Annotated in this window: 22 protein-coding genes; 16 read left to right on the top strand and 6 right to left on the bottom strand. The window is 68.8% G+C overall.

Features of this window, described 5'->3' with window-relative positions; translation table 11 throughout:
- Window positions 1-177: 177 nt before the first annotated feature.
- Window positions 178-1,104 carry a DUF1295 domain-containing protein gene (locus ADL12_RS25110; protein WP_159053285.1) on the bottom strand — a complete coding sequence of 309 codons (927 nt, stop codon included), beginning with the start codon at window positions 1,102-1,104 and terminating at the stop codon, window positions 178-180.
- A 73-nt stretch (window positions 1,105-1,177) separates the two neighbouring features.
- On the opposite strand from ADL12_RS25110, the gene ADL12_RS25105 reads away from it, so the two are divergent.
- Entirely contained in the window at window positions 1,178-1,741 is a 564-nt protein-coding gene (locus tag ADL12_RS25105; RefSeq protein ID WP_244188045.1) for a QsdR family transcriptional regulator, read from the top strand.
- A gap of 221 nt (window positions 1,742-1,962) precedes the next feature.
- Entirely contained in the window at window positions 1,963-2,304 is a 342-nt protein-coding gene (locus tag ADL12_RS50970) for a substrate-binding domain-containing protein (protein ID WP_079052268.1), read from the top strand.
- A gap of 232 nt (window positions 2,305-2,536) precedes the next feature.
- On the opposite strand, the gene ADL12_RS25090 is transcribed toward ADL12_RS50970, so the two are convergent.
- Window positions 2,537-3,472, bottom strand: a complete 936-nt coding sequence (locus ADL12_RS25090) for a LysR family transcriptional regulator (RefSeq protein ID WP_062705417.1) — start codon at window positions 3,470-3,472, stop codon at window positions 2,537-2,539.
- A 123-nt stretch (window positions 3,473-3,595) separates the two neighbouring features.
- Here ADL12_RS25090 and ADL12_RS25085 point away from each other — a divergent pair, with 123 nt between their 5' ends.
- The 9 genes from ADL12_RS25085 (at window position 3,596) to ADL12_RS25045 (ending at window position 12,965) form a co-directional block, all read left to right on the top strand.
- Window positions 3,596-4,606: a fumarylacetoacetate hydrolase family protein gene (locus tag ADL12_RS25085; RefSeq protein ID WP_063806732.1), complete on the top strand. Its 1,011-nt coding sequence runs from the start codon at window positions 3,596-3,598 to the stop codon at window positions 4,604-4,606.
- Entirely contained in the window at window positions 4,603-5,574 is a 972-nt protein-coding gene (locus ADL12_RS25080; protein ID WP_062705385.1) for a cyclase family protein, read from the top strand. Before ADL12_RS25085 ends, ADL12_RS25080 begins: the two co-directional genes overlap by 4 nt.
- Before the next feature lie 114 nt (window positions 5,575-5,688).
- Window positions 5,689-6,822, top strand: coding sequence for an FAD-dependent oxidoreductase (locus ADL12_RS25075; protein ID WP_062705380.1), 1,134 nt, complete (start codon window positions 5,689-5,691; stop codon window positions 6,820-6,822).
- Window positions 6,819-7,847: an amidohydrolase family protein gene (locus ADL12_RS25070; protein ID WP_244188044.1), complete on the top strand. Its 1,029-nt coding sequence runs from the start codon at window positions 6,819-6,821 to the stop codon at window positions 7,845-7,847. Before ADL12_RS25075 ends, ADL12_RS25070 begins: the two co-directional genes overlap by 4 nt.
- A gap of 51 nt (window positions 7,848-7,898) precedes the next feature.
- Window positions 7,899-8,837, top strand: coding sequence for a VOC family protein (locus tag ADL12_RS25065; RefSeq protein ID WP_062705377.1), 939 nt, complete (start codon window positions 7,899-7,901; stop codon window positions 8,835-8,837).
- A gap of 93 nt (window positions 8,838-8,930) precedes the next feature.
- Complete coding sequence (locus ADL12_RS25060) at window positions 8,931-9,896, top strand: fumarylacetoacetate hydrolase family protein (RefSeq protein ID WP_062705370.1); 966 nt, start codon at window positions 8,931-8,933, stop codon at window positions 9,894-9,896.
- Between the two features lie 358 nt (window positions 9,897-10,254).
- On the top strand, window positions 10,255-11,034 hold the full coding sequence (locus ADL12_RS25055) for a CoA transferase subunit A (RefSeq protein WP_062705368.1): 780 nt from the start codon (window positions 10,255-10,257) through the stop codon (window positions 11,032-11,034).
- Complete coding sequence (locus ADL12_RS25050) at window positions 11,034-11,669, top strand: CoA transferase subunit B (RefSeq protein ID WP_062705365.1); 636 nt, start codon at window positions 11,034-11,036, stop codon at window positions 11,667-11,669. Before ADL12_RS25055 ends, ADL12_RS25050 begins: the two co-directional genes overlap by 1 nt.
- Window positions 11,670-11,705: 36 nt before the next feature.
- The gene (locus ADL12_RS25045; RefSeq protein WP_244188043.1) at window positions 11,706-12,965 is read left to right on the top strand and encodes an FAD-dependent oxidoreductase; all 1,260 of its coding nucleotides are present in this window, start codon (window positions 11,706-11,708) and stop codon (window positions 12,963-12,965) included.
- Window positions 12,966-13,104: 139 nt separating this feature from the next.
- Here the strand turns inward: ADL12_RS25045 and ADL12_RS57785 are convergent, their stop codons facing one another.
- The gene (locus tag ADL12_RS57785; protein ID WP_279617164.1) at window positions 13,105-13,233 is read right to left on the bottom strand and encodes a hypothetical protein; all 129 of its coding nucleotides are present in this window, start codon (window positions 13,231-13,233) and stop codon (window positions 13,105-13,107) included.
- 159 nt (window positions 13,234-13,392) lie between these two features.
- On the opposite strand from ADL12_RS57785, the gene ADL12_RS25040 reads away from it, so the two are divergent.
- Window positions 13,393-13,578 (top strand): hypothetical protein, encoded by a 186-nt coding sequence (locus tag ADL12_RS25040; RefSeq protein ID WP_062705364.1) that lies wholly within the window; start codon window positions 13,393-13,395, stop codon window positions 13,576-13,578.
- Between the two features lie 156 nt (window positions 13,579-13,734).
- Here ADL12_RS25040 and ADL12_RS25035 read toward each other — a convergent pair whose 3' ends face one another.
- A complete protein-coding gene (locus ADL12_RS25035; RefSeq protein WP_079052261.1) occupies window positions 13,735-14,805 on the bottom strand; it encodes a LacI family DNA-binding transcriptional regulator in 1,071 nt (356 codons plus the stop codon).
- A gap of 319 nt (window positions 14,806-15,124) precedes the next feature.
- On the opposite strand from ADL12_RS25035, the gene ADL12_RS25030 reads away from it, so the two are divergent.
- The 3 genes from ADL12_RS25030 to ADL12_RS25020 all read left to right on the top strand — a co-directional run bounded on the left by ADL12_RS25030 (window position 15,125) and on the right by ADL12_RS25020 (window position 21,727).
- A complete protein-coding gene (locus ADL12_RS25030) occupies window positions 15,125-16,120 on the top strand; it encodes a LacI family DNA-binding transcriptional regulator (RefSeq protein ID WP_159053284.1) in 996 nt (331 codons plus the stop codon).
- A 291-nt stretch (window positions 16,121-16,411) separates the two neighbouring features.
- Window positions 16,412-18,892, top strand: coding sequence for an RICIN domain-containing protein (locus ADL12_RS25025; protein WP_244188042.1), 2,481 nt, complete (start codon window positions 16,412-16,414; stop codon window positions 18,890-18,892).
- 582 nt (window positions 18,893-19,474) lie between these two features.
- Window positions 19,475-21,727: a right-handed parallel beta-helix repeat-containing protein gene (locus ADL12_RS25020; RefSeq protein WP_063806731.1), complete on the top strand. Its 2,253-nt coding sequence runs from the start codon at window positions 19,475-19,477 to the stop codon at window positions 21,725-21,727.
- 158 nt (window positions 21,728-21,885) lie between these two features.
- Here ADL12_RS25020 and ADL12_RS25015 read toward each other — a convergent pair whose 3' ends face one another.
- Window positions 21,886-22,530 (bottom strand): SGNH/GDSL hydrolase family protein, encoded by a 645-nt coding sequence (locus tag ADL12_RS25015; RefSeq protein WP_079052259.1) that lies wholly within the window; start codon window positions 22,528-22,530, stop codon window positions 21,886-21,888.
- A gap of 129 nt (window positions 22,531-22,659) precedes the next feature.
- Between ADL12_RS25015 and ADL12_RS25010 the strand changes: the two genes are divergently transcribed.
- Window positions 22,660-23,370 carry a cupin domain-containing protein gene (locus ADL12_RS25010; RefSeq protein WP_062705358.1) on the top strand — a complete coding sequence of 237 codons (711 nt, stop codon included), beginning with the start codon at window positions 22,660-22,662 and terminating at the stop codon, window positions 23,368-23,370.
- Window positions 23,371-23,503: 133 nt separating this feature from the next.
- Here the strand turns inward: ADL12_RS25010 and ADL12_RS25005 are convergent, their stop codons facing one another.
- Entirely contained in the window at window positions 23,504-24,493 is a 990-nt protein-coding gene (locus tag ADL12_RS25005; protein ID WP_208614614.1) for a LacI family DNA-binding transcriptional regulator, read from the bottom strand.
- Window positions 24,494-24,575: the final 82 nt, after the last annotated feature.

Here is a 24,575-nt window from a genome sequence, read left to right as displayed (position 1 = left end):
GGTGTTTTTCCAGGCCGTACTGGTCGGGCCGCGCCGGTGTCCCGTTCGATGGCCTGGAGGCGGTTGTTGAGCTGTTGGCCGCTGCCATTGATGGAGGCGAGCCGGCAGCGGTGCGGGAGGGCGGCGGCACCCGTGCCCGCCGCTCTGCCTCGCCACCGATGGGGCCCTCGGATGGGATCACTGATGAGTGGTCCGTCGGGACCCGGGAAAGAACCGGTTGGTGACGCGCTGATAGCGCATGTAGTCGGGGCGTCGTTGCCGGCTGAAATACTCGGCGGGAACGGCGCCGGTGTAGTGCACGAGCATGTGGTACGTGGTCCAGGAGATCCAGGCCAGGGCGAGGGCCGTGAGCAGGCCGAAGACGATGTGATGGTGTGGCCAGCGGTCGATCAGCACGGGCAGCGACAACAGGATGAGACTGTTCCACTGCATCCACTGACCGAAGTAGTTGGGGTGACGGCTGTAGCGCCACAGCCCGATGTCGCAGGTGCGGCGCACACCGTCTCGTCGGGTACGGTCGGCGAAACGGGCCTTCTGCAGGTCCGCCACCGATTCGAAGACCCAGAACACCGCCCACAGCGCGATCGCCGCGACACTCACGACATCGAGGCCGGCCGTGCGCACGGTGGCGAGCGCGGCCGGGACCGCGAGCACAGCGATGTTGGCGCCGCACTGGACCATGATCTCGACCTGGAGCGACACCTTCTCGTTGCGGAACCCGTCCCGCTCCCAACGGCGCCGCTGGTACTGGTACCGCGGCAACTCACCAGGCAACCGCTTGAACACCATGAATCGCAGCGCCCAGGCGCCCATACGCATGCCCATCAGCAGGTAGATCGCCGCAGTGGCGACAGCCACAGGCGAGTCCAGGCCGCCGAACGCCAGGACCTGCACCCCGATCAGGGCCAGGCCCCACGGCCAGGCCACATCCACGTAGGACATGAACCCGGTGCGATGGGCCGGCAAGCACGCACCCACGACGAAGACGGCGAGTTGCACAAGCAGGTTGCAGACCATGAACCCCGTGAGGTCGCCCTGAAGTGCAAGGGCCGCGAACATCACGACATAGATCGCGAACGGCATTGTCCGCCTCACTGTGGCCACGGCGACTCCCTCCAAAAGTGAGACACTGATACATATGTGTCTCGCCAGATAGGAGTGAGACACTAAGACGGTGATGTCTCAAATGCAAGAGGTTCCGCCTCCGCTGCCCCCGGACGAGCCGGTGCTGCGCGCTGCGGTCGCGATGTTCCTGCGGGACGGCTGGATCGACGCACGGGCGCTGGCTGCCGATGCCGGCATCGGCCGCGCCACCCTGTATCGGCGTTACGGCGACCGCGACCGCCTGATCGGCGAGGCGATCTGGGCGATCGCCACAACCGAGTTCGCCCAGATCTACCCCCGGAGCCGCGGGCAAGGCGCCGACAAGGTCGCCGACCTCGTTCACGCCATGCTGACCACCAGCGCACAACTGCCGGCCATGCGTCGGTTCGTCGCCGAACACCCCGACACCGCACTACGGGTGATGACCTCGCGTGACGGCGTCATCCAGGACCGCATAGTCGAGACCGTCAGCCGGCTCATCCAGTCCGAGATCGGCGAACCCGACGACATCGACGCCCCGACCCTCGCCTACGCCGTCGTCCGGGTCGCCGAGTCCTTCTATTACCGCGAGCTCCTCACCGGGCAGCCCACCGACATCAGCGCCGCCACCACCATCATCCGCAGACTCCTACGCTGACCGGCCGACCTGACGCTCGACCACGCGTGCGCTGTCGAGCCAGGCCGGATACGGACGGACCGGAAGTACCCGCCATCTGCGGGCTCGGTGGCAGATCGCCGCGGCCTGCCCGGCGACGACCGCACTCGCCGATCTCATAGGCGGCTTCGCCGCCCTGCTGAAACCGGGCAAGGACAACGACGTGAAACTCACCGAGTGAAACAAATGCATGGACTCGCCGGATTCGACCTCCTCCGCCACCGCACCCTCCTGCCCTGACGGCTACCCGATGTCACCGCCGTTTCTTCGCCGCCAACGACCAGACGGCCCTCGGGGTACTGCGTGCCCTCCGCGAGGCGGGCCGCGACATGCCGGACGACGTCAGCCTGGTCGGCTACGACAACATCCCCGAGGCCGAATACGTATGGCCTCCGTCGACCACGGTGCGGCAGGACTTCGGCGAGGCCGGGCGTCGCGCGCTGGAACTCCTTGTCGCCCAGATCGAGGGCGAGCCGAGAACAGGAACCTTGGTCGCGCGGGAGCCCGAACTGGTTGCACGGGGCAGCAGCGGCCCTCCTCCCTGACTGCGGAGTCGGAACGAGCGGATCTTCCGGGACTACCTGCACGCCCATCCCGGGGCGCGAGCCGATACACGCAGCTCAAGCAGCGATCGTCACCGCCGGTACGGAACCGGCCGGCGAACCTTTTCAGCCAGAGCAGCAGCAACTACTCAACCCGGCTCCACGCGGCGGCCGCCATTCGGCGTCGGCCGTGGCTCGGCGGTGTCTTTTGCCGATGCAGGGCAAAGCCCCACTCTCATTTCGGCGGACGGGAGATCGTAGGCCGACCGGCCTCCATCATCTCGGCGACCCGGGCCGCCGTCTCCCGCAGCCACATGTGCGCCGCGTCGTGCATGTGGACCGAATGCCACCACAAGGCCTGCTGGATCGGTACGGCGTCATAGGGCGGTTCCATGATGCGGACGTGTGCGAGTCCGTCCAACTCGTCGGCGAGACGCCTCTGCAGGAGAGCTACCCGGCGGGTGCCCGCGACCAGGAGCGGCATCAGCTGGAAACTGTCGACCGAGACCGCCACACGTGGCTCGATGCCGAGCGTGGCGATCTGGCGGGCGGCGGGGGCGTCGTAGGCTCGTTGGTACGTCACCCATGGCAGTCGGGCCAGATCGTCGAGGGTGAGCTGCTCGCCGACCTCGGGGTTGTCGTCGGCGACGAGGAAGACCCAGCTGTCCTGGTAGAGCTCGACCATGGGGAAACCGCGAATGATGCCATGGGGCAGCAGTAGCCCGTCCACGGTGCTGAGCAGCGACCCCGTGTCGTCGATGATTTCGTTCGGTACCTGTTTGAACCTGAGCCGGATGCCTGGTGCCTCGGTTTGGATGGTGCGGGCGAGTTCGGTGCCGAAGACGGCAACCGCGTAGTCGGAGGCGATCAGCGTGAACTCATGTTCCTCGCGGGAGGGGTCGAATTCGGCCTGACTGGCGAAGACGCGCTCCAGCAGGTCGCAAGCGGTGGTGGTTCGGTTGAGGAGGGCCTGCCCGAGGGCGGTCAGTTCGTACCCTCCGCCCACCCGGGCGAGCAGGTCGTCGTCGAAGTGGCGGCGCAGCCGGGCCAGGGCCGCGCTCATCGCGGGTTGACTGAGCCCGATGCACTGGCCGGCTCTGGTGACGTTGCGCTCCTGCAGGAGGGCGCGCAGGGCAACGACGAGGTTGAGGTCCAGGCTGGCCAAGTTCACGAAGCATCCCAATTCCGGAGCCGGCACCATCGGTATTCACCGGCTGGATTCTCCTATACAGGAAATCGATTTCCCTGATTGCAATCTACTGGGCCAGATTAGTGGCACCGCAATCGGGAGGAAATCTCCGTGACATCCGCAGCCACGTCGGCACCCTTCATCCCCTTCTCCGGACCGTTCGCCATCGGCACCCTTTCGGCACCGGGCGAGACCAGGTTCCCGAGCCTCGTGACGCCGGACGGCCGAGCGCTCGACCTGCGCACGGCACTGGACGAACCCGCGCTGACCACGCTCGCGCTCCTGGAGCGCTGGGACGAGGAGCTGCCGCGGCTGCACACCCTCGCCGGGGACCCGACGCGCGACTGGCGACCGCTGGCGGACCTGACGGTGCACGCGCCCGTCGAGCCCCGCCAGATCTTCCAGTCCGGCGCCAACTACCGCCAGCACGTGATCGACCTGGCGGTCGCACACCGCGCCCCCGACGCCCCGGGCACCATCGAGGAGGCCCGCGCCCAGGTCGCGGCGGTCATGGACAAGCGGGCCGCCGAGGACCTCCCGTACGTCTTCATCGGCCTGCCGACCACGATCAGCGGCCCCTACGACGACGTGGTACTTCCCACCTGGGCCGAGAAGCCCGACTGGGAGCTGGAACTGGCCGCGGTGATCTCCCGCCCCGCCTACCGGGTCACCGTGGAGGAAGCCCTGGAGTACGTCGCGGGCTACACCATCGCCAACGACCTCACCGACCGCGCGACCGTCTTCCGCCGGGACATGCCCCCGATCGGCACCGACTGGCTGCGCAGCAAGAACGCCCCCGGTTTCACCCCGCTCGGCCCGTGGATCGTCCCGGCCGGCTCCATCGCCGACCCCTCCGACCTGCAGGTCACCCTGAAACTCAACGGTGAGGCCATGCAGGACGAGTCCACCAGCGACATGATCTTCGGCGTCGCACGGCTGGTCTCGTACATCTCCCAGACCGCCCGGCTGCTCCCCGGCGACCTCGTCCTCACCGGCAGCCCGGCCGGCAACGGCATCCACTGGGGCCGGCTGCTGCGCGACGGCGACGTGATGGACGGCTCGGTCACCGGGCTCGGCGCCCAGCGCACCCGCTGTGTCGCGGAGAAAGAGCAATGAGCCCCGCCCATATCGACCGTACGGATCCCGAGGCGGCGATCGCCGAGGCCGCGAAGGCGTACTCGAACTGGGGCCGCTGGGGCGAGGACGACGTGCTCGGCACGCTCAACTTCCTCGACGAGGCCAAGCGCCGCGAGGGCGCAGCCCTGATCCGCGACGGCGTCAGCTTCTCCTTGTCACAGGCCTTCGACATGGACGGCCCGCAGAACGGCTGGCAGCGGCGTACGAACCCGGTGCACACGATGCTCGCCACCGGCACCGACGCCGCTCTGGGCGGCCAGGGCTTTCCGCACGGTTTCGGTGGCGCCGACGACGTGATCGCCATGCCCTTGCAGTGCTCCACCCAGTGGGACGGGCTCGGGCACATCTTCGACCACGGCAAGGCGTGGAACGGCCGCCCGGCGGAGAAGGTCGTCACCTCCGAAGGCGATCTGGTCACCGGTGTCGAGCACATGGCTCCGCACGTCGCCGGGCGGGGCGTCCTCCTCGACGTGGGCCTGGTCATCGGTCAGGACGGCGAACTGCCCGACGGTTTCGCCATCACCGAGGAGCACCTGACCGCGACCGCCGCCTCGCACGGTGTGACCGTCGGTCGTGGCGACCTGGTCCTCGTGCGCACCGGGCGGCTGGCCCGCGCCCGTCACGAAGGCTGGGGCGACTACGCGGGCGGGCCGGCGGCGGGACTGAGCTTCAGCACGGCCGGCTGGCTGCACCGGAGCGAGATCGCCGGGATCGCCACCGACACCTGGGGCTTCGAGGTGCGGCCCAACGAGTTCGACCACGCCTTCCAGCCGCTGCACCAGGTCGCCATCCCCCACATCGGCCTGCTCATCGGTGAGATGTGGGACCTCGACGCCCTCGCCGCACATTGCGCCGGCGACGGCCGGTACGAGTTCTGGCTCACCGCCGCACCACTGCCCATCACAGGGTCCGTCGGCTCACCGGTCAACCCCATCGCCGTCAAGTAACGCCCTGGACCGCCGGGCGGGCCGCGCCCGGACGGCTACGCCACCCTCGCCCGCCCGGCCCGCAACACCCCCCTTGCCGCTCGAACTCGCGCGGCACTAGCTACGGGAGAACCCATGAAGGACCCCCGCACCGTCCTCGTCATAGGCGGCGGCGCGTCCGGCAACGCCGTGACCGTGCTGCTGCAGCGGGCGGGCATCGCTGTGGAACTGATCGAGGCCAAGCCCGATTGGAACGTGCTCGGCTCCGGCATCACCCTCCAGGGCAACGCGCTGCGCGTGCTGCGCGAAGTCGGCGTGTGGGACAAGGTCCGGGAGAGCGGCAGCGCCGTCGACGCCGTCGGCATGGCCGCGCCCGACGGGACCGTGTTCCACGTCCAGCAGGACTTCCGCACCGGTGGGGAAGACCTGCCCTCGATCTTCGGCATGCAGCGGCCCCGGCTCCAGGAGATTCTGTGTGAGGCCGTCGTCGAGAGCGGCGCGACGGTACGCCTCGGCACCACCGCCGAGGAACTGGTCCAGGACGCGTCCGGCGTCACCGCCCGGTTCAGCGACGGCACCGAGGGCCGCTACGACCTGGTCATCGCCGCCGACGGCGTCAGCTCCCGCACGCGCGCGATGATCGGCATCAGCGACAAGCCCGAACCGACCGGCATGGCCATCTGGCGCGTCCCCGTGCCCCGCCCCGAGAGCGTGGAGCGCATGACCCTGGCCTACGGCGGACCGTGCTACATCGCCGGCTACTGCCCCACCAGCAAGAACACCATCTACGCCTACCTCGTCGAGGCCAACCGCGACCGCGCCTCCATCGACCCGGCCTCGTACGCCGACGAGATGCGGCGGCTGGCCGCGCCCTACGGGGGTGCGTGGCCGGAGATCGCCGCGAGCATCACCGACCCCGCCGAGGTCAACTACACCTGGTTCGACCGGCTGCTCGTCGAGGGCTCCTGGCACCGCGGCCGGGTCGTCCTGATCGGTGACGCGGCCCACGTCTGTCCCCCCACGATCGCCCAGGGCGCGGCCATGTCGCTGGAGGACGCCTCCGTACTGGCCGAGGTGCTGAGCGAGGAGCAGGACTGGAGTTCCCTCGACGCCCTCCTGACCGGCTTCTACGAACGCCGGATCAACCGTGTCCGCATGGTGGTCGAAGCATCCGTGCAACTCGGTCAGTGGCAGCTGGACGGCGCCCGTGACGCCGACGCACCCGGTCTGATGAGCCGCACGATGTCCGCCCTGCAGGAGACCCCGTGAACGCCGTGAACCCCGTGAGTTCCCAGAACAGCGCACCCACGATCGACGTCCACGCGCACGTCCTGCTCCCTCAGGTCGAGGACGCCGTCGCCGGACACCCCGGTCTGGCCGCGGCCCGCGATCTCGACGCCCGCCGCAACGGCCCCGAGGCCATGGCCGTCAGCGGCCCGATGTTCCGGGACCGCTTCCCGAAACTGACCGACGTCAAGGCCCGGCTCGCCGCGATGGACGCCTCCGGGGTCGACGTCCAGCTGGTCTCGCCGTCTCCCTCGCACTACCACTACTGGGCCGACGAGGACCTGGCCCGTACCGTGTGGGAACTGGCCAACGAGGGCACCGCCGCGCACGTCGCCCAGGCCCCGCAGCGGCTGCACGGCCTCGGCCTCGTCCCGCTCCAGCACCCGGGCCTCGCCGTCGAGGCCCTCGAACACGCCCTCGGCCTGGGCCTGCGCGGTGTCGAGATCTCCAGCCACGCACCGGGACGCGAACTGTCGGACCCCGCGTACGAGCCGTTCTGGACACGGGCCGAGGAAACCGGCGCGATCCTCTTCCTGCACCCCTTCGGCTGCACGCTCGACGAGCGCCTCAACCGGTGGTACCTGTCCAACACCGTCGGCCAGCCGACCGAGAACGCCGTCGCCCTGTCCCATCTGATCTTCTCCGGGGTCCTGGACAGGCACCCGGGGTTGCGCATCGTCGCCGCCCATGGCGGCGGCTATCTGCCCACCCACATCGGCCGCTCCGACCACGCCTGGCGCGCCCGCACCGACACCCGCGGCTGCGCGCACCCGCCCAGCAGCTACCTCAAGCAGCTGTACTTCGACTCCCTCGTCCACGACCCGGACGTCCTGCGCGAGCTGATCCGCGTGGCCGGCCCCGACCGGGTACTGCTCGGCTCCGACTTCCCCTTCGACATGGGCACCGACGACCCGCTCGGCGCGCTGCGTGACGTCACGGACCTGCCCGCCCCCCACTTCCACGCCGTACGCGGCGGCAACGCGGCAGCGCTGCTCCGCCTTGTCTGAAGCGTCCGAACCGTCTGAACCGTCCGAACCGCACAGAGGAGAACCCCCACCATGAGCACACGTCTGCTCACCCACCTGCGGCACGTCGACCTGGCCGTGCCGGACTACGACAAGCAGCTCGACTTCTACGCCGGCGTCTGGGGCCTGACCAAGGTCGCCGAGGACTCCGGCATCTCCTTCCTGGCCGCCGAGGGCTCCCCCGAGCAGTACATCGTCCGGCTGCGCAAGGCCGAGGAGAAGCGCCTCGACCTCATCTCCTACGGCGCGGCGAACCCCGCCGACGTGGACACGCTCGCCGAGCAACTCCTCGCGGGCGGAGTGCAGTTGATTTCCCAGCCGGGCAAGATCGACACCCCCGGCGGCGGCTACGGCTTCCGCTTCTTCGACATCGACGGCCGCACCATCGAGGTCTCGGCCGACGTCGAGGCGCGCCGGCACCGTCGTATCGAGGAGAAGGAGTCCATCCCGGTCCGTCTCTCGCACGTCGTCCTGAACTCCCCCAACATCAACGCCACCCGCGCCTGGTACGAGCAGCACCTCGACTTCCGGCTGTCCGACACGATGGCCTTGCCGCACGTGGGCGACGTCATGCACTTCATGCGGATCAGCAACCAGCACCACTCCATGGCCATCGCCAGCGGTCCGCACGCCTCCCTGCAGCACCTCTCCTTCGAGATGCGCGGCATCGACGAGTACATGCGCGGCTCCGGCCGCGTGATGCGCTCCGGCGCCCGCAAGATCTGGGGCCCGGGGCGGCACATGGCGGGCGACAACACCTTCACGTACTTCCTCGACCCGCACGGCAACACCGTGGAGTACACCACCGAGCTCGAAAAGCTGGACGAGGACACCTGGCACCCGCACATCTACGACCTGACGAAGCCCGAGAACGGCGACCAGTGGGGCACGTCCAACCCGATGAACGAGATGGTCGCCAAGGAGATGCTCAACGACGTCGACCGCGGCGTCTTCGTCGCTCCGCCGGTCTGACCCCTTGACTCCGGGGGCTCGGCGCACTCCCCCGCCCTGCCAGGCCGCCGGGCCCCCGGCCTGTGTCAACCCACCCAGCTCCCTAGGAATGCCATGCGCTTCGCCACGTACGAACAGCACGGTCGCAGCCGTCTCGCCACCGTCGAGGACGACGGCACCCTCTACCCCTGCCCCGGCACGGGGACGCTTCTCGACCTGATCCAGGCCGGTCCCGAGGCACTGCGCGAGGCAGGCAACGCAAGCCTGGACGTGCCGCGCGGCCCGCACGTCTCCCAGGTGCGACTGCTGCCGCCGCTCCAACCGCCGTCCGTACGCGACTTCATCACGTTCGAGGAGCACGTCGAGGGCGTACGGCGAAACATCGACGGAGTCCCGGGCGCCCCGGACGCCTGGTACGACGCGCCCACCTTCTACTTCACCAACCCCTACGCCGTCATCGGCGCTCACGACGACGTCCCCGTGCCGCCCGGCAGCCAGGTGCTGGACTTCGAACTCGAAGTCGCCGCGGTCATCGGCCGCGAGGGCCGCGACCTCACCCCCGAGCAGGCCCGCGACCACATCATCGGCTACACCATCTACAACGACTGGTCCGCGCGCGACCTCCAGTCCCGCGAGATGCAGGTCAGCCTCGGCCCCTGCAAGGGCAAGGACACCGCCACCACCCTCGGCCCCCACCTCGTCACCGCGGACGAGCTGGAGCCCTACCGCGACAGCGACGGATTCCTGCGCCTGGCGCTGACCGCCGAGATCAACGGCGAGGTCGTCGGCAAGGACCTGCTGTCCAACATGAGCTGGACCTTCGAGGAGATGACCGCCTACGCCTCCCGCGGCACCTGGGTCCGCCCCGGCGACGTACTCGGCTCCGGCACCTGCGGCAACGGCGGCTGCCTCGCCGAACTCTGGGGCGTACGCGGCCGCCAGGACCCGCCGCCGCTCAAGCCCGGCGACACCGTCACCCTCACCGTCGAGGGCATCGGCACCGTCTCCAACACCGTGGTACCCGGTGCCGAACCGGTACCCGTCCCTCGCGCCCGTAGACGCTCCCGAACGCGCCCGTGAACCGCGCGGCGGAGAGCAGGCCGGCCGACAAGGTCGTCGTCACCGGGGCCGTGCACGGGCAGTTCACGGTCGAGGCACCGGCCCGGGCGGGAGCCGACCGCCACCGATGTGACACAGGCACCCGGCCCACTACGTCACCCCGAGAATGATCGGCGCCGAGGGCCACGCGCGGCGACGTGCTCGCCGATGACCACCCCGATGCGCGCCGTCGGCCGCCACATCCCACTCCGCCGGACCGGCCCTCCTGACGAGGCCTCGTACTTCACCGGCGCCAGCCTCGACGGCGGCTGGGCGACTGCGCTCTGCCCGGCTCCTCCGTTCGCCCCCCCGGCCGACCTCCGGCTGAAAGGACCCGCACGTGAACAAGGTCAGCGCGAGCGCCGCCGAGGCGGTCGCCGACATCTGCGACGGTGCCTCGCTCGCCGTTGGCGGCTTCGGCCTGTCCGGCATACCGGCCACCCTCATCGGCGCCCTGCACGTCCAGGGCGCCACCGGCCTGAAGGTCGTCTCCAACAACTGCGGCGTAGACGGCCAGGGACTCGGCCTCCTGCTGGCCGCCGGCCGTATCAGCCGTGTGACCGGCAGTTACGTCGGCGAGAACAAGGAGTTCGCCCGCCAGTACCTCAGCGGCGAGCTGGAGGTCGAACTCGTACCGCAGGGCACCCTGGCCGAGCGGCTACGGGCCGGCGGGGCCGGCATCCCGGCCTTCTACACACCGGCAGGCGTGGGCACCCAGGTCGCTGACGGCGGCCTGCCCTGGCGTTACGCGGCGGACGGCGGCATCGCCCTCGCTTCCCCCTCCAAGGAGAAGCGCTCCTTCGGCGGCCGCGCGCATGTCCTCGAACACGGCATCACCACCGACTTCGCGCTCGTCCGCGCCTGGCGCGGCGACACTCACGGCAACCTGGTCTTCAACAAGGCCGCCGCCAACTTCAACCCGCTGGCCGCCATGGCCGGCCGCATCACGATCGCCGAGGTCGAGGAACTCGTTGAGCCCGGCGAGCTGCCCCCCGACGCGATCCATCTGCCGGGCGTCTTCGTCCAGCGGGTCGTCGCCCTCACGCCCGCGCAGGCCGCCGACAAACCGATGGAACGGCGTACGATTTCCGCGCCCGCACGAGAGACGGTGCACAGCTGATGCCCTGGACCCGCGACCAGATGGCCGCCCGCGCCGCCGCCGAACTCACCGACGGCTCCTACGTCAACCTCGGCATCGGCCTGCCCACCCTCATACCCGGACACCTCCCGCCGGGCGTCCATGTCGTCCTCCACTCCGAGAACGGCATCCTCGGCACCGGGCCCTACCCCACTGAAGGCGACGTCGACCCCGACCTCATCAACGCCGGCAAGGAAACCGTCACGGTGCTCCCGGGAGCGGCCTTCTTCGACTCCGCCCTGTCCTTCGGAATGATCCGCGGCGGCCATATCGACACCGCCGTGCTCGGTGCCATGCAGGTCTCCGCGACCGGCGACCTCGCCAACTGGATGATCCCCGGAAAGATGATCAAAGGCATGGGTGGTGCCATGGACCTCGTCCACGGCGCCCGCCGCGTCATCGTCCTCATGGATCACACCGCCAAGGACGGTAGTCCCAAGATCCTTGACGAGTGCACTCTGCCCCTCACGGGCCAGGCATGCGTCCACCGCGTCATCACCGACCTGGGCGTCATCGACGTCACCGACAACGGCCTGGTCCTTGTCGAAACCGCCCCCGGCGTCACCCACCACGACATCACCGCCGCCACCGCCACGAAACTGCACACCGTCGCTTGAGGCAGGTCAACGACGACCAAGGCTGAGGAACCCACCGTGACGAAACTTCCCGCCAAGCGCGGCCGCGTCGCCGTCATCGGCGCAGGACCCGGTGGCATGGCCGCCGCACTCTCCGTCCACCAGGCCGGCCACGACGTCGTGCTGTTCGAGCGCTACCCGCGCGCCAGACCCGCCGGCAACATCCTCAACCTGTGGCCGCCCCCCATCAAGGCACTCGGGCTGCTCGGCGTGAACACCGAGGACCTGGGTGCGCCCTGTACGTCCGAGTTCCGCAACGCCCGCGGCCGCCGCCGGGTCCGCGCGGCCCTTCCGGAGCAGGTTGTCCGCGACTACGGCGGCGGCTTCGTCGGCCTGCTGCGCCCCGAGCTGTACGAGCGGCTGCTCGACGCGCTGCCCAAGGGAGTCCTGCAGGTCAACCACACGGTGGAGCGCGTCGAGCAGGACGAGAGCGGTGTTCGACTGCTCCTCGCGGACGGACGAGTCCACGAGGCGGACCTCGTAATCGGCGCGGACGGCATCGATTCCCTGGTCCGCCGCACTCTGTGGGGCGACAGTCCCAAGCGCGAGCACAACCTGCACATCTTCGGCGGCTACACCTTCGACGACAGCGTCGAGACCGAGACCGGGATGTGCGTCCTCTCCCACACCCGCACTGTGCAGGGCAGTTGGACCGCCATCCGCGACAAGGGACGTGACGGCCACCAGTGGTGGGTACTCGAAGCGTTCGACGCAGGCCGGGAATTCACCGGGGACCTGCACTCGACCGCGACCAGCCTCGGTCAGGCCTTCGCCCGTCCGCTCCCCCAGCTGATCGCCGCGACCGACCCCGCGCACGTTCAGCGCTGGGTGATCCGCGACCGCAAGCCGCTGAAGCAGTGGTCCAAGGGCCGCGCCACCCTCGTCGGCGACGCCGCTCACCCCACGTCCCCGTACGCCGGGTACGGCGCTGGTATGGCCACCGAAGACGGCTATTTCATCGGCCGCCGCCTGGCAGGGGTGGACCTGAGCGACTACGCCGCCGTTCGCCAGGCACTCGACGCCTTCGAGGCCCCCCGCAAACCGCACACCGCCCGACAGTCCCAGCACGCCTACGCCCTCGGGCAGGTCTTCCATCACGCGCCGCGCGCTCTGCAACCGATCCGGGACGCGATCCTGGACCGCACCCCACTGATGCAGAAGGTGGTCGGTGACTCCACCCCCACTTCGATCCTCACTCAGCTCGAGGAGATCGACCGGGCCGAAGCCCGCTTCACCGCACTCCTCCGCCTCGGCGAGGCACACGACACCGCTTCTTGAACCACGTGGCTGGGGCCGCGCCCGCGCCCAGCGGGGCTGGCCCCAGAACAGCAGGCCGCCAGACGCACGCCCCGGCACAGAACGCCAAGCGTTCAACGGGCAGTCGAGAACAACCTCTCCTACGCTCCGCGACCGTCGGTCAACGCATCGCTGGGATCCGCTCGGAGGTGGCCGAGCGCGGACTGGGGTTCGCCGCCGACAACCCGGCCACCAGTCGGGTCACGGGTACGCCGAGCACCACGGCGATCGAGAACAGTGTGTCCACCATGGGATTGCCCGGCCCTGCTCCAGACCGACCACAAGGCGTACTCGTCCGTCGACAACTTCGCCCTGGAAAGCGGTGGCACGAAAGCCGACCTGTCAGCGGCAATAATCACCACGTTGGACCTGCCCGACCACACGGCGCTGCGCTCGTCTCAGGCGCTGGTTGACCTTCGGCTACGCCCTCCACACCTGCCTCGGCGCACCGCTGGCCCGGTTGGAGTCCCGCGTCGTCCTGGAACAGTTGCTGGAGCGCTTCCCCGACCTGCGGCTCGCTCGCGGCTACCGCCGTGAGCCCGCTCCGGGCCTGGTCATGGTCCGCCGCCCGGCTCGGCTCGACAATTTGCTCTGATCTGAGCAGAGCTTCTCCCGAGGACGGCACCGTGCTCATCGGCTACGGCGCGCTCGGCAGGCCGGAAGAACCTCGCCCGCCACGAGGGCGTCGGGCGGGCCGCGGAGCAGCTCGGGGCCGGACAGCCGACGCTCACCACGCGATCAGCCGGCACCGTCATCGAGGGGGTGTGCTTGCCCGCAGAACGACGTTCGTGGCGACCGGTACGATCCGCGAGGCGTCATCTTCGGAGAGCGCGAGCTCCATCGCACGGAACCCGACCTGCTGCAAAGGAACGTTCACGGACGTCAGCTCCGGGACGACGTCCACCGCCGGGCCGATGTCGTCGAAGCCGGCGACGGCGATGTCCCGGCCAGGGACAAGCCCGGCGTCGCGGAATGCGGTCATCACACCGATCGCCATGACGTCGCTGACCGCGAAGACGAGTTCCGTGCCGTCCAGTCCCCGCCGGACGAGCTCCCGGGCCGCCGCACACCCCCCTCGGCGGCTGAACTCGGCTTCGACCACCAGCCGCTCGTCGACGTCGATGCCGAACTCGCGCAGTCCCTCCACGAAACCGCTGCACCGGTCACGGGACGTCCTGAGGCCGGTCCCTGCCCGGACCACCGCGAGCCGCCGGTAGCCGAGCCCTACCAGCGCGCGGGCAAGCTGCCGCGCTCCACCGTAGTTGTCGATACTGACGGTGTGGAACGGCAGGTCGTGCTGGCTGATCAGGACTACGCTGCCGCCCGCTTCCCGGTAGGCGTGGAGCTCCTCGACGAGTGCGTCGCGGGCATCGGCGCCGTCGACGCGGCTGCCGGTCATGATGATGACGCGAGGGCGCATGCCGCGCAGTGTCCCGACGATCTGGAGTTCCCGTTCCGGGGAGCGGTCCGCGACCGCCATGGTCACGATGAGTCCGGCGGCCTCGGCTGCCTGCGTGACACCTGCCGCGATGGAGGAGAAGTACGGGTCGTCGACACCGCTGACGACCAGCGCGGCGATGTTCGTCGAACCCCGCGCGATCGCCTGGGCGGACAGGTGCGGGGCGTAGCCCAGTTCCGCGGCCGCGGTGAGCACACGGTCGACGTTCTCCTGCCGGACGTTGCGGACGCTGCCGTTGAGCACCCGCGACGCCGTCGCCTGTGAGACGCCCGCCGTCCGCGCCACATCATGCAGGGTCGCCTGGCGCCCCTCGGATACGGCCTCCCCGCGACGCCGTACAGGCGCTGCCGCTCCATCTTCCATGCCGCACATTGTGCACCGAGCCGCCCAACGCCCGGAAGTCGCGGAATCACTACCGAGGGTCACTCCGTAGGCCGGTGCGCTGACTGCGCCGCACATGCCTTGCGGAATCCAACCGGGCCGACGAGACCGCCTTCCAGCCGGGCGACCGTATCCCGAGTCGGGGCGACCGTATCCCGGGTCGGTCACCGGCACTTTCGTCCACACCTCCGCGGCCTGGCCGGGGATATCCTCGGGTAGCGTCGACGACGGCTCGTTTTCGTGGTGCGGGAGGGACGGCGCGATGCCCCATTCAGCCAGGCCGACCGTCACCCTGCGTGACGTGGCGGCGGCCGCCGGTGTGTCGGTCTCGACCGCGTCGCGAGTGCTGGGCGGCAGTTCCCGGACGGTCGCGGAGGAATACAGGCAGCGGGTCGTCTCCGCCGCGGCCGCGTTGCGCTACACCGCGGACGCCGCGGCCCGGTCGATGCGGCGCGCGAACGACTCGATCGCGGTCGTCGGCGACGATCTCACGACCCCGTCGATGGGAATGGTCGCCGCGGCGATGGAACGGCGAGCGCGCGACGCAGGTGCGTTCGTGACCGTCTCGTCGACCCACGGCACCGCCGAGCGGCAGCTCGAAACCGTCCGGTTGCAGCGTGCTCTGCGGCCGCGTGCGCTCATTCTGACCTCGAGCCGCCTCGACACGAACGCCCTCGGCGGGCGCCTGCTCGACGAGTTGCTCGGCTACGAACGCGAGGGCGGCCGGGTAGTGATCGTCGGTGACACCGACATGCCGTTCGACTCCATCAGCTTCGACAACCACGGCCCTGCGAAGGAATTGGCCACCTACGTCGCCGGGGCGGGGCACCGGCACGTGACGATCCTTGCCGGCGCGCGTGGACAGGGGAACGTCTCCGCCCGTACCGCGGGCTTCATGGCCGGGCTCCGCGACGGCGGCGTCGAGGAGCGGCACATCCGGATCTCGCACTGCACGGTGAGCCGCCAAGGGGGGTTCGACGCGGCGCGGCGACTGGTCGCCGAGGGGCTGGAGCCGCCCCACGCGGTCCTCGCCGCCAACGACACCATCGCCATCGGTGCGATGTCCGCCTTCCGGGCTGCCGGGGTGGCGGTGCCGGACGAGGTCTCGGTGACCGGTTTCGACGACATCGAGCTCGCGATCGACGTGACACCGCGGCTGACGACAGTGTCGTTGCCGCTGGCGCAGGCAGGTGCCGAGGCTGTCCGCCTCGCGCTCGCGGATCGTGCGGAAGCAGAGCATTTGATGATGCGCGGGCAGGTCGTGGTGCGCGACAGCACGGCGATCCGCGTCGTCTGAAGCGCCCTCGAGCCCGACCGCGCCGCCGGGTCACTCCGGGCTAACACACCCAGGGCCCTCGGGCCACCGGAACGTCGCTCGCCAAAGATGCATTTCTTGCATGTTTACCGACGTCTTGACGCCTTCGATCACAGACGGGCACACTGCGCGCCAATGCGGAATACGATTTCCCGCCGAAGCGGGGCACCTATCACCAGGGGCGCCCCACCTCTGCAATCCCGCGCGAGGCACCCGGACCGAGTCCCCGGTGCAAGCCTCACAACCCCCACACCCCTCCGAGGAGGATCTCCCGTGCACGACGTCATAGGGCTGCCTGACAGGCACATCAGACGGTTGGCGGCCCTGGCCGCCCTGCTCATGGGACTGGCCCTGCTGACCGGCCGAGCAGTGTCGCCCGCGTATGCCGCCACCGACACGGCCATCACCGTGGACGGCACCAGCGGTGGACGCACCTTCGACGGCGTGGGCGCGATCAGCGGCGGCGGCGGCAACACCCGCCTCCTGGTCGACTACCCGTCCAGCCAGCGCAACCAGATCCTGGACTACCTGTTCAAGCCCGGCTACGGCGCGTCCCTGCAGATCCTCAAGGTCGAGATCGGCGGCGACACCAACTCAACCGACGGCTCCGAGGTCAGCTTCGAGCACTCGAAGGGCGACATCGACTGCAACGCCGGCTACGAGTGGTGGTTGATGGAGCAGGCCAAGGCCCGTAACCCCAACATCAAGCTCTTCGCCCTGGCCTGGGGCGCCCCCGGCTGGATAGGGAACGGCAACTTCTACTCGACGGACGGGATCAACTACCTGATCGACTGGATGGGCTGCGCCAAGCAGCACGGCCTGAGCATCGACTACCTCGGCGGCCAGAACGAGAAGACGTACAGCGCCTCCTTCTACGAGAACCTGAAGTCGGCCCTGGCCGCGAACGGCTACACCTCGACCAAGCTGGTCGGCAGCGATGAGACCAACTGGAACATCGCCACCGCCATGAAGACCGACAGCGCCCTGAACAACGCCGTGGACATCGTCGGCGCGCACTATCCCTGCACGTACGCGTCCGCGATGACCACCTGCTCCTCCTCCGCCGACGCCCAGTCGCTGGGCAAGCAGCTCTGGGCCAGCGAGAACGGCTCGGAGAACGCCGAGACCGGGGCGGGCCCGGTCGCCCGTGCCATCAACCGCGGCTACCTCGACGCCAAGATGAGCGCGTACATCAACTGGCCCATGCTGGCCGCCGACTACCAGAACCTCTACTTCCACGACCAGGGCCTGGTCACCGCGAACCAGCCGTGGTCCGGCGCCTACAGTGTCTCCCGCACCGCCTGGTCCATCGCCCAGACCACGCAGTTCACCTCACCCGGCTGGAAGTACCTCGACAGCGCCTCCGGCTACCTCGGCGGCGACCGCGCCAACGGCAGCTACGTCAGCTACGCCGCGCCCGACAAGAGCGCCTGGAGCACCGTCTTCGAGACCATGGACGCCACCGCGTCCCAGACGGTCACCCTCGACATCGCCGGCGGCCTGCCCGGCGGCCCCCTGCACGTGTGGTCCACCGACCTGTCACAGCCCGGCGGCGCCACCCCGCGCATGGTGCAGAACAGTGACCTGACCGCCAACAACGGCACGTACACCCTCACCCTGGACCCCGGTCACGTCTACACCGTGACCACCACCACCGGCCAGGGTGCCGGAACGGCCACCGCGCCCGCGCGCAACCGGCTCGCCATGCCCTACTCGGACTCCTTCGCCGGCTACAGCACCGGGCAGGAGGCGAAGTACTTCGCCTCCATGAACGGCGCGTTCCAGGCCGCCCCCTGCACCGGGGGCCGCACCGGCCAGTGCCTGCGCCAGACCGCACCCCAGAAGCCGATCGTCTGGTGGTACCCGGCCACGAACGCCCTCCAGCCCTACACCCTCATGGGCGACGTCGGCTGGAGCAACTACACGGTCAGCTCCGACGTACTGCTGGAGAAGAGCAGCAGCTCCGCAGAGCTCCTCGGCCGTGTCGGCACCCAGACGAAGTTCAGCGCCGGAGGGATGAACGCCTACCACCTGCGCCTGTCCGACACCGGATCCTGGTCGCTGCTCAAGACCGACACCGCCGGCAACAAAGCGTGGAACTGGACCACCCTTGCCAGCGGTACCGTCACCGCTCCCGGCACGGGCACCTGGCACAACCTGTCGCTGACCTTCCAGGGCAGCACGATCATCGCCAAGATCGACGGAAACACCGTCGGCACGGTCACCGACACGAGCTACGGTGCGGGCCTGGCCGGCCTCGGCACCGCCGGCTACTACCCCGTCGAATACTCCAACTTCTCCGTCACTCACGAGCCGGTCAGCGACCTGTCCGGCACCTACAAGATCATCAGCGTCAGCACCGGCAAGGTGCTCACCGCCTACAACGGTGGAACCAGCGACGGCACGCCCGTCGTTCAGAAGACCGACGCGAACAGCGGCAGCCAGCAGTGGAAACTGGCCTACACCAGCGGCGGCTACCTCACCATCACGGGTGTCACCAGCGGCAAGTCCCTCGACATCAACGCGGCTTCCACCTGGCCCGGCACCCAGTTGCAGCTGAAGACCCCCAGCGGGAGCGTCAGCCAGCAGTGGCTGATCGCCCCGGGCGACAGCGGCAGCTACACCATCGAGTCCCGGTCGAACGGGTACAAGGTGGACGTGTACAAGGGTGGGACCACCGACAACACCCCCATCGACCAGTGGTACACCAACGGCGGCAGCAACCAGCGCTGGAAGCTGGTCAAGGTGGCATGACCGACTGAGCAACCGAGCCCTTGGGGGGGCAGGCCCGACCCCCGGCCTGCCCCACCCGTGCGCCGGGGGGCCATGAGATCCGCCTGCTCTGCGGGGCCCCCGCCGGGCGACGGGTTGAGCAGCCAGTGACAAGCGCCTTACCGAAGCAGCCGGGCTGCCGCACGGCTCACTGTCGCATGGCGCCGTCGGCTTTCCGGCAGGGGCCTCCACAACGCTGACGTTCATCTGCTCGAAACCTTGACGCACTCGATCACCGCTGGGCACACTGCGCGGAATACGTTTTCCCGATGCGCCCCGAGGGGCAGGCATGACGTTCTCGAAGGCCCGCTGCACATCCGGGAGGGCACTGTGACACAGGAAGCACGGATCTTGGAGCCGCCGCAGAGCTCAGCCCCGATGGGGCGTGTCCGGCCGGACCAGTGCCCATGTAGTCGCGCACCCGTTGATGCGTCCACCGTCGGTCCCGAGCCGCCAGCGCCCCGAGTCGTTACGCGACGTCCCGACTGGAGGCGTCACGACAGGAGCCGGTACCTCACCACCACAGACGACAAGAAGAGGACAATGACAGCAAACCGAAGACTTGTGTCACGAGCGACAGCCGCCGCACTGTGCGCGCTGGCCGTCGTGCTCGCGTCGATCGTGCTCATCCCCGCGCAACGGGCCTTCGCCGCGGGCACCACGTACTACGTGAGCGCGAGCGGCAACGACAGCAACACCGGAACCAGCAGCAGCACGCCCTGGCGCTCGCTGAGCAAGGTGAACGCGAAGACATTCCAGCCCGGCGACACCATTCGCTTCGAGGCCGGTGACAGCTGGACCGGGCAGCTGTGGCCGAAGGGGTCCGGCGCCGACGGCTCCCCGATCGCCATCGACAGCTACGGAACGGGCGCCAAGCCGAAGATCGCCGGCCAGGGCACAGTCGGCGACGCGGTGCGGCTGAACAACCAGCAGTACTGGGAGATCCGCAACCTCGACGTGTCGAACGCGGTACCCACGGGGACGACCGACGGTTCGAAACTCGGCGACTTCCGCGGCATCGGCGTGCACGGTGACAACGGCCAGACCCTGCACCACTTCGTGATCGACTCGGTGGACGTGCACGACGTCACCGGCGAGGTCAAGTGGGTCGGCGGCAGCACCGCCGACAACAAGCCGGGCATCACCTTCCAGCAGGGCTGGGACCGCTCGAAGGACACCGGCGGCATCGCCTTCCTCACCGGCGTCCAGGACATCACCGCGCCCGGTGCCCCCACGGTTCTCGACGGCATCACCGTGGAGAACTCCACCATCAAGAACACCTCGTTCAGCGGGATTGTCACGAAGCAGTACGCCGGTGACGCGCCCGGTGCCGTCTTCACCGGCTGGGGCAAGCGAGCCACTGCCACCGACTCGAGGTTCACCCCGTACACCAACGTCACGTTCCGCGGCAACTACATCACGCAGGCGAACACGCCCTTCGGCTGCAACGGCATCTACCTCACCGGCGTCAAGGGCGCGCTGGTCGAAGGCAACGTGATCGACCGGGTCGGCGTCTCCGGCGTCGAGACCAACATGGCCGACAGCGTCACCGTCCAGCACAACGAGATCATGGGTACCCACCTCTCGTCGGGCGGTGCCGACCAGAATGCCCTGGACCCCGACATCGGCACCACCAACCAGCTGTTCCAGTACAACTACCTCCACGACAACGGCGACGGCATCCTGCTCTGCGCGTGCAACTCCAACGTCCAGTTCGGCAGTGTGGTGGTCCGCTACAACGTCATCACCGGCAGCACGCGGTGGAACCTCCACTTGTCGCAGACGGGCGGCACGGTGGCGAACATCTACAACAACACCTTCGCCAACACCAGTTCGACGAACATGGTGACCGGCGGCGTCTCCGGCAGGGCGACGCTGACCAACAACCTGTTCGTCTCCGGGCAGTCCGCGCCCACGTTCGTACAAAAGTCGACCATCACCTACAACAACAACGGCTACTCGGACAACCTGACGACCGTGCCCACGTCCGACGCAAACGCCGTGGTCGGCGCTCCGCAGTTCGTGAATGCCTCCGTCACAGGGCCCTACGGCGACGAGAACGGCCCGAGGCTCGACACGGCGGCGAACTTCGCGCTCCAGTCGGGATCGGTGTTCGTCGACGCCGGAGCCACGGTCACCGGCAACGGAGGCCTCGACAACGCCGGGTCTCCTGTGCCGATCGGGAACGGTCCGGAGATCGGTGCCTTCGAACGCGGCGCGCCCAACATCGCGTTCACGGACACCTTCGACGGCCTGGCCACGGGCGCGCTCGCCAACGGGACCAACGGGTGGCGAGTCATCTCGACCAACAACGACGTCTCCGTGGTGGAGACGCCGTCCGCCACTGACAAGAGCGTCCGGCTGACCCGCACCATCGAAGGCGGCGGCACCGACGGGACCAACCTCGCCCGGCTCTTCAGCACCCCGCTGCAGGGCGTGGTGACCATCGACACGCAGGTGATGCGCAACGACATCCAGGCCGGCTGGTTCGGGCTGCCCTACGTGTACAACGCCAGCGGTGCCCCAGCCGTCAGCGTCGCCTTCGCCCGCGGCCAGATCCACGCGTACAAGGGAACCACGGACACGGTGATCGGTACGTACACCAATGGCAAGTGGTACCGGGTCACGCTCACCGTGGACACCGTGAACCAGCGATTCGACCTGGACATCGACGGCCATCGCGTACTGAACGACGCGGCGTTCCGCACCTCGATGCCGGGGATCGCGAAGGTCGCCTGGTACTCGAACGGGGGTGAGCGCGGGGCGGTGCACGTGGACGACGTCCGGATCTCGCGCGGCACCGGATTCGGCCAGTGAAAGCCAGGGCCAGTCTGGTGGCGTGAGCATTTCGGGGAGTGTACCGATCTAGTAAGCGCTTCCTCGTCCGCCATGATGCTCAGCTCAGGCTGACTTCATGAAAATGAAGAAGGATCTGCCTGGCCGATATCGGTCAGGCAGATCCGATTGCCTACTGATCAATGTGATGAAATCTGCTGCAGCGTGGCGCTCACCACCGGCACATAGAAAGTGGTGACACCCGCCTCGTTGGGATGTGTTCCCGATCCCTCTGTACCAGGGAAACCGTTGACCAGGTCGTCGAACGTGTATTTCGCACGCTGGGTGTCGTCACGCGTGTCGAACGTGGTCTCTCCGAAGACGTCGGCGACGGCGATGTCCCACTTGCGGCAGGCTTCCAGGGTCGCCTCGCGCAGCGCCACCTGAGTGTCCCAGTCCCGCGAACCGAGCTTGTGGGCGGCGACGTACACGATACGGGCAGTCGGCCACTTCCGCTCCATGGCGTGCAGCGTCTTCTCAAACTCTTCGGCGTAGGTGCCGACCGTGCACACGCGGTCCCGGAAAATGGACTGCGCGTCGTTCGTGCCTCCGTCGAAGACGACGAAGTCCGGCGCAATATCGGTCACTTGCTCGACCTGCGTGAGTATCTGTCCTCCGGAAGCATGCGGGTCGGCGCCTATGGTCGCGCCGTTCCGGGCGAACTTGGTGAGGGCCATACCCTCGCGCTCCGCAACTACGTCCACGAAACTGTGCGGATACACATGTCCGTACACAATGCTGTCGCCGAAGGCATAGACGCTCTTACCTACCAAGCCATTGCTCACATCGTCCTCCTTGCGGCTTCGCTATTCGGGTCTGATTTTAGACAGAACATTGACCAATTGGGCGACCGGCACGTAAATTAAGAGGGATAGAAAGCGCTTACTACCTGGAACTGGAGTGTCGACACACACATGAACACAACCAACACCGGATTGCCCGGGGGCGTCGCCATCTCGCATCTGTCGGTGTACGACTGGCCTGCCGCCGACGGGGCGTGCGGCGGCACGCCTCACATGCACCTGGCATGTTCAGAGGCTTATGTCGTCACCGGCGGACGCGGGGCCGTGCAGACGCTGACCTCTTCCGGGTACGAGGTCACTCCGCTCCAGGCCGGCACGGTCGCCTGGTTCACGCCGGGCACCATCCACCGGCTGCTCAACGAGGGCGATCTGCGGATCACCGTTCTGATGCAGAACAGCGGACTGCCGGAGGCGGGGGACGCGGTCCTCACGCTGCCCCCGGAGTACCTGACCGATCCGGAGACGTACGCCCGCGCCACCGCCATCCCGGCCGACGCGCCCGAGGAGGAGCAGGAGCGCGTCGCCCGGGCCCGGCGGGACCTCGCTCTGGAGGGTTACCGGGCACTTCGGGAGGCCGACGGGCCACAGGCCCTGGCCACATTCCACCGTGCCGCCGCCGCGCTCGTACGGCCCCGCATCGCCGAGTGGCGCGAGCGGTGGCGACAGGGCGCGGAGGCCTCCGCCGCGGCCACTGGGGCGCAGCTCGACTGGCTGGAGAGGGGAGAGTCCCCCCACCTCGCAGATGCCGCCGTGAGCTCCGAACAGCCTGCTGCCCGCGGGAAGTTCGGCATGTGCGGTCGGCTTGACGTCTACGCGAACTGAGAGCGGCCACCTGAGGACGCGCGGCGTGCGCGGCCGGTTCGGCCCGCGCCCGAGGCCGGGCCGGATGGGCGGTGCAGGAGCAGGGGACGGACACGGTCCGCCTGCTCCGCGCCCACCCCGGCAGCGGCGCTGGTCACCGCCTGCGGCTGAGACGCCCTGTCGCAGGCGGCTCGGCCGTCGACTCCCGCCAGATGATCCGGAACAGGGATCCCTCCCTCGTCTCGGGCGCGCTGTCCCTCAGACCCGCGATCAGCTTGGCCATGGCCGTGCTGCCGAGCTGTTCGAGCTCCACGTCGACGGTGGTCAGGGACGGGGTCATGAACTGCCCGACCCCCGCGTTGTCCCAACCGGTCACGCTGAGGTCGCCCGGCACGTCCCAGCCGCGCTCCCGGGCGCCCCGGACGACGCCGGCTGCGACGAGGTCGTTGGCCGCGATCACCGCGGTCGGCCGCGCATGGCTCGGGAGCGACCGTATCGCCTCGATGCCGGACTCTCCCGACCAGTCTCCGTCGAAGACCCCGACGGACTCGACGCCGAGGCGTTCGACGGTCTCCAGATAGCTCTGCTTGCGCGCCCTCGCGGAGGCGAACTGCGCGTCGCCCGCCACATGGAGGAACCGGGAGTGACCGAGCGCCGCCAAGTGCTCGATCATCCGCACCAGGGGCGTGGCGTCGGCCAGCTGCCCGATGCCGCGCATCTCGTCGTCGAAGTCGGCCGAGATCACCACGGTCGTCCTCTGGTGCAGTTTGCTCTCCACGGCAGGAAGCACGGGGGCGAGGGAGAGGATGCCCTCGTACTGTCCCGAATCGGCGAGCTCCAGCAGGCGGTCGCTCCTCGCGCGTACGCCGCCCCCGGCACTCACGACATCCACGAAAAACCCTGCGTCCTGCGCCGTCGCGCCGGCACCCGCCAGCATGCGTGAGGGGTTGAAGGCCATGGCAGGCATGAGGATGGCCAGTCGGCCGGTCTTCCGCGTGCGCATCGACCGCGCCACCAGGTTGGGACGGTAGTCCAGTTCCCGTATGGCCTTCTCCACGCGTTCCAGGGTCGCCGGCTTCAGCCCGCCCTTGAACCGCAGATACCGCGACACCGTCTGGGGTGACACACCGGCGAGCCGCGCCACATCGGTGATCGTAGGCCGTCGTCGCGCCGTGTCAGCGCCATCCATCCGCTTCCCCCACCCTTCCGCCAACGTTCGGTGAAGT

The sequence above is a fragment of the Streptomyces regalis genome (genome assembly GCF_001509475.1).
GTDB classification, from domain to species: domain Bacteria; phylum Actinomycetota; class Actinomycetes; order Streptomycetales; family Streptomycetaceae; genus Streptomyces; species Streptomyces regalis.
Note: the sequence above shows the minus strand (reverse complement) of the source record. Positions and strands in the feature narration are given on the sequence as shown.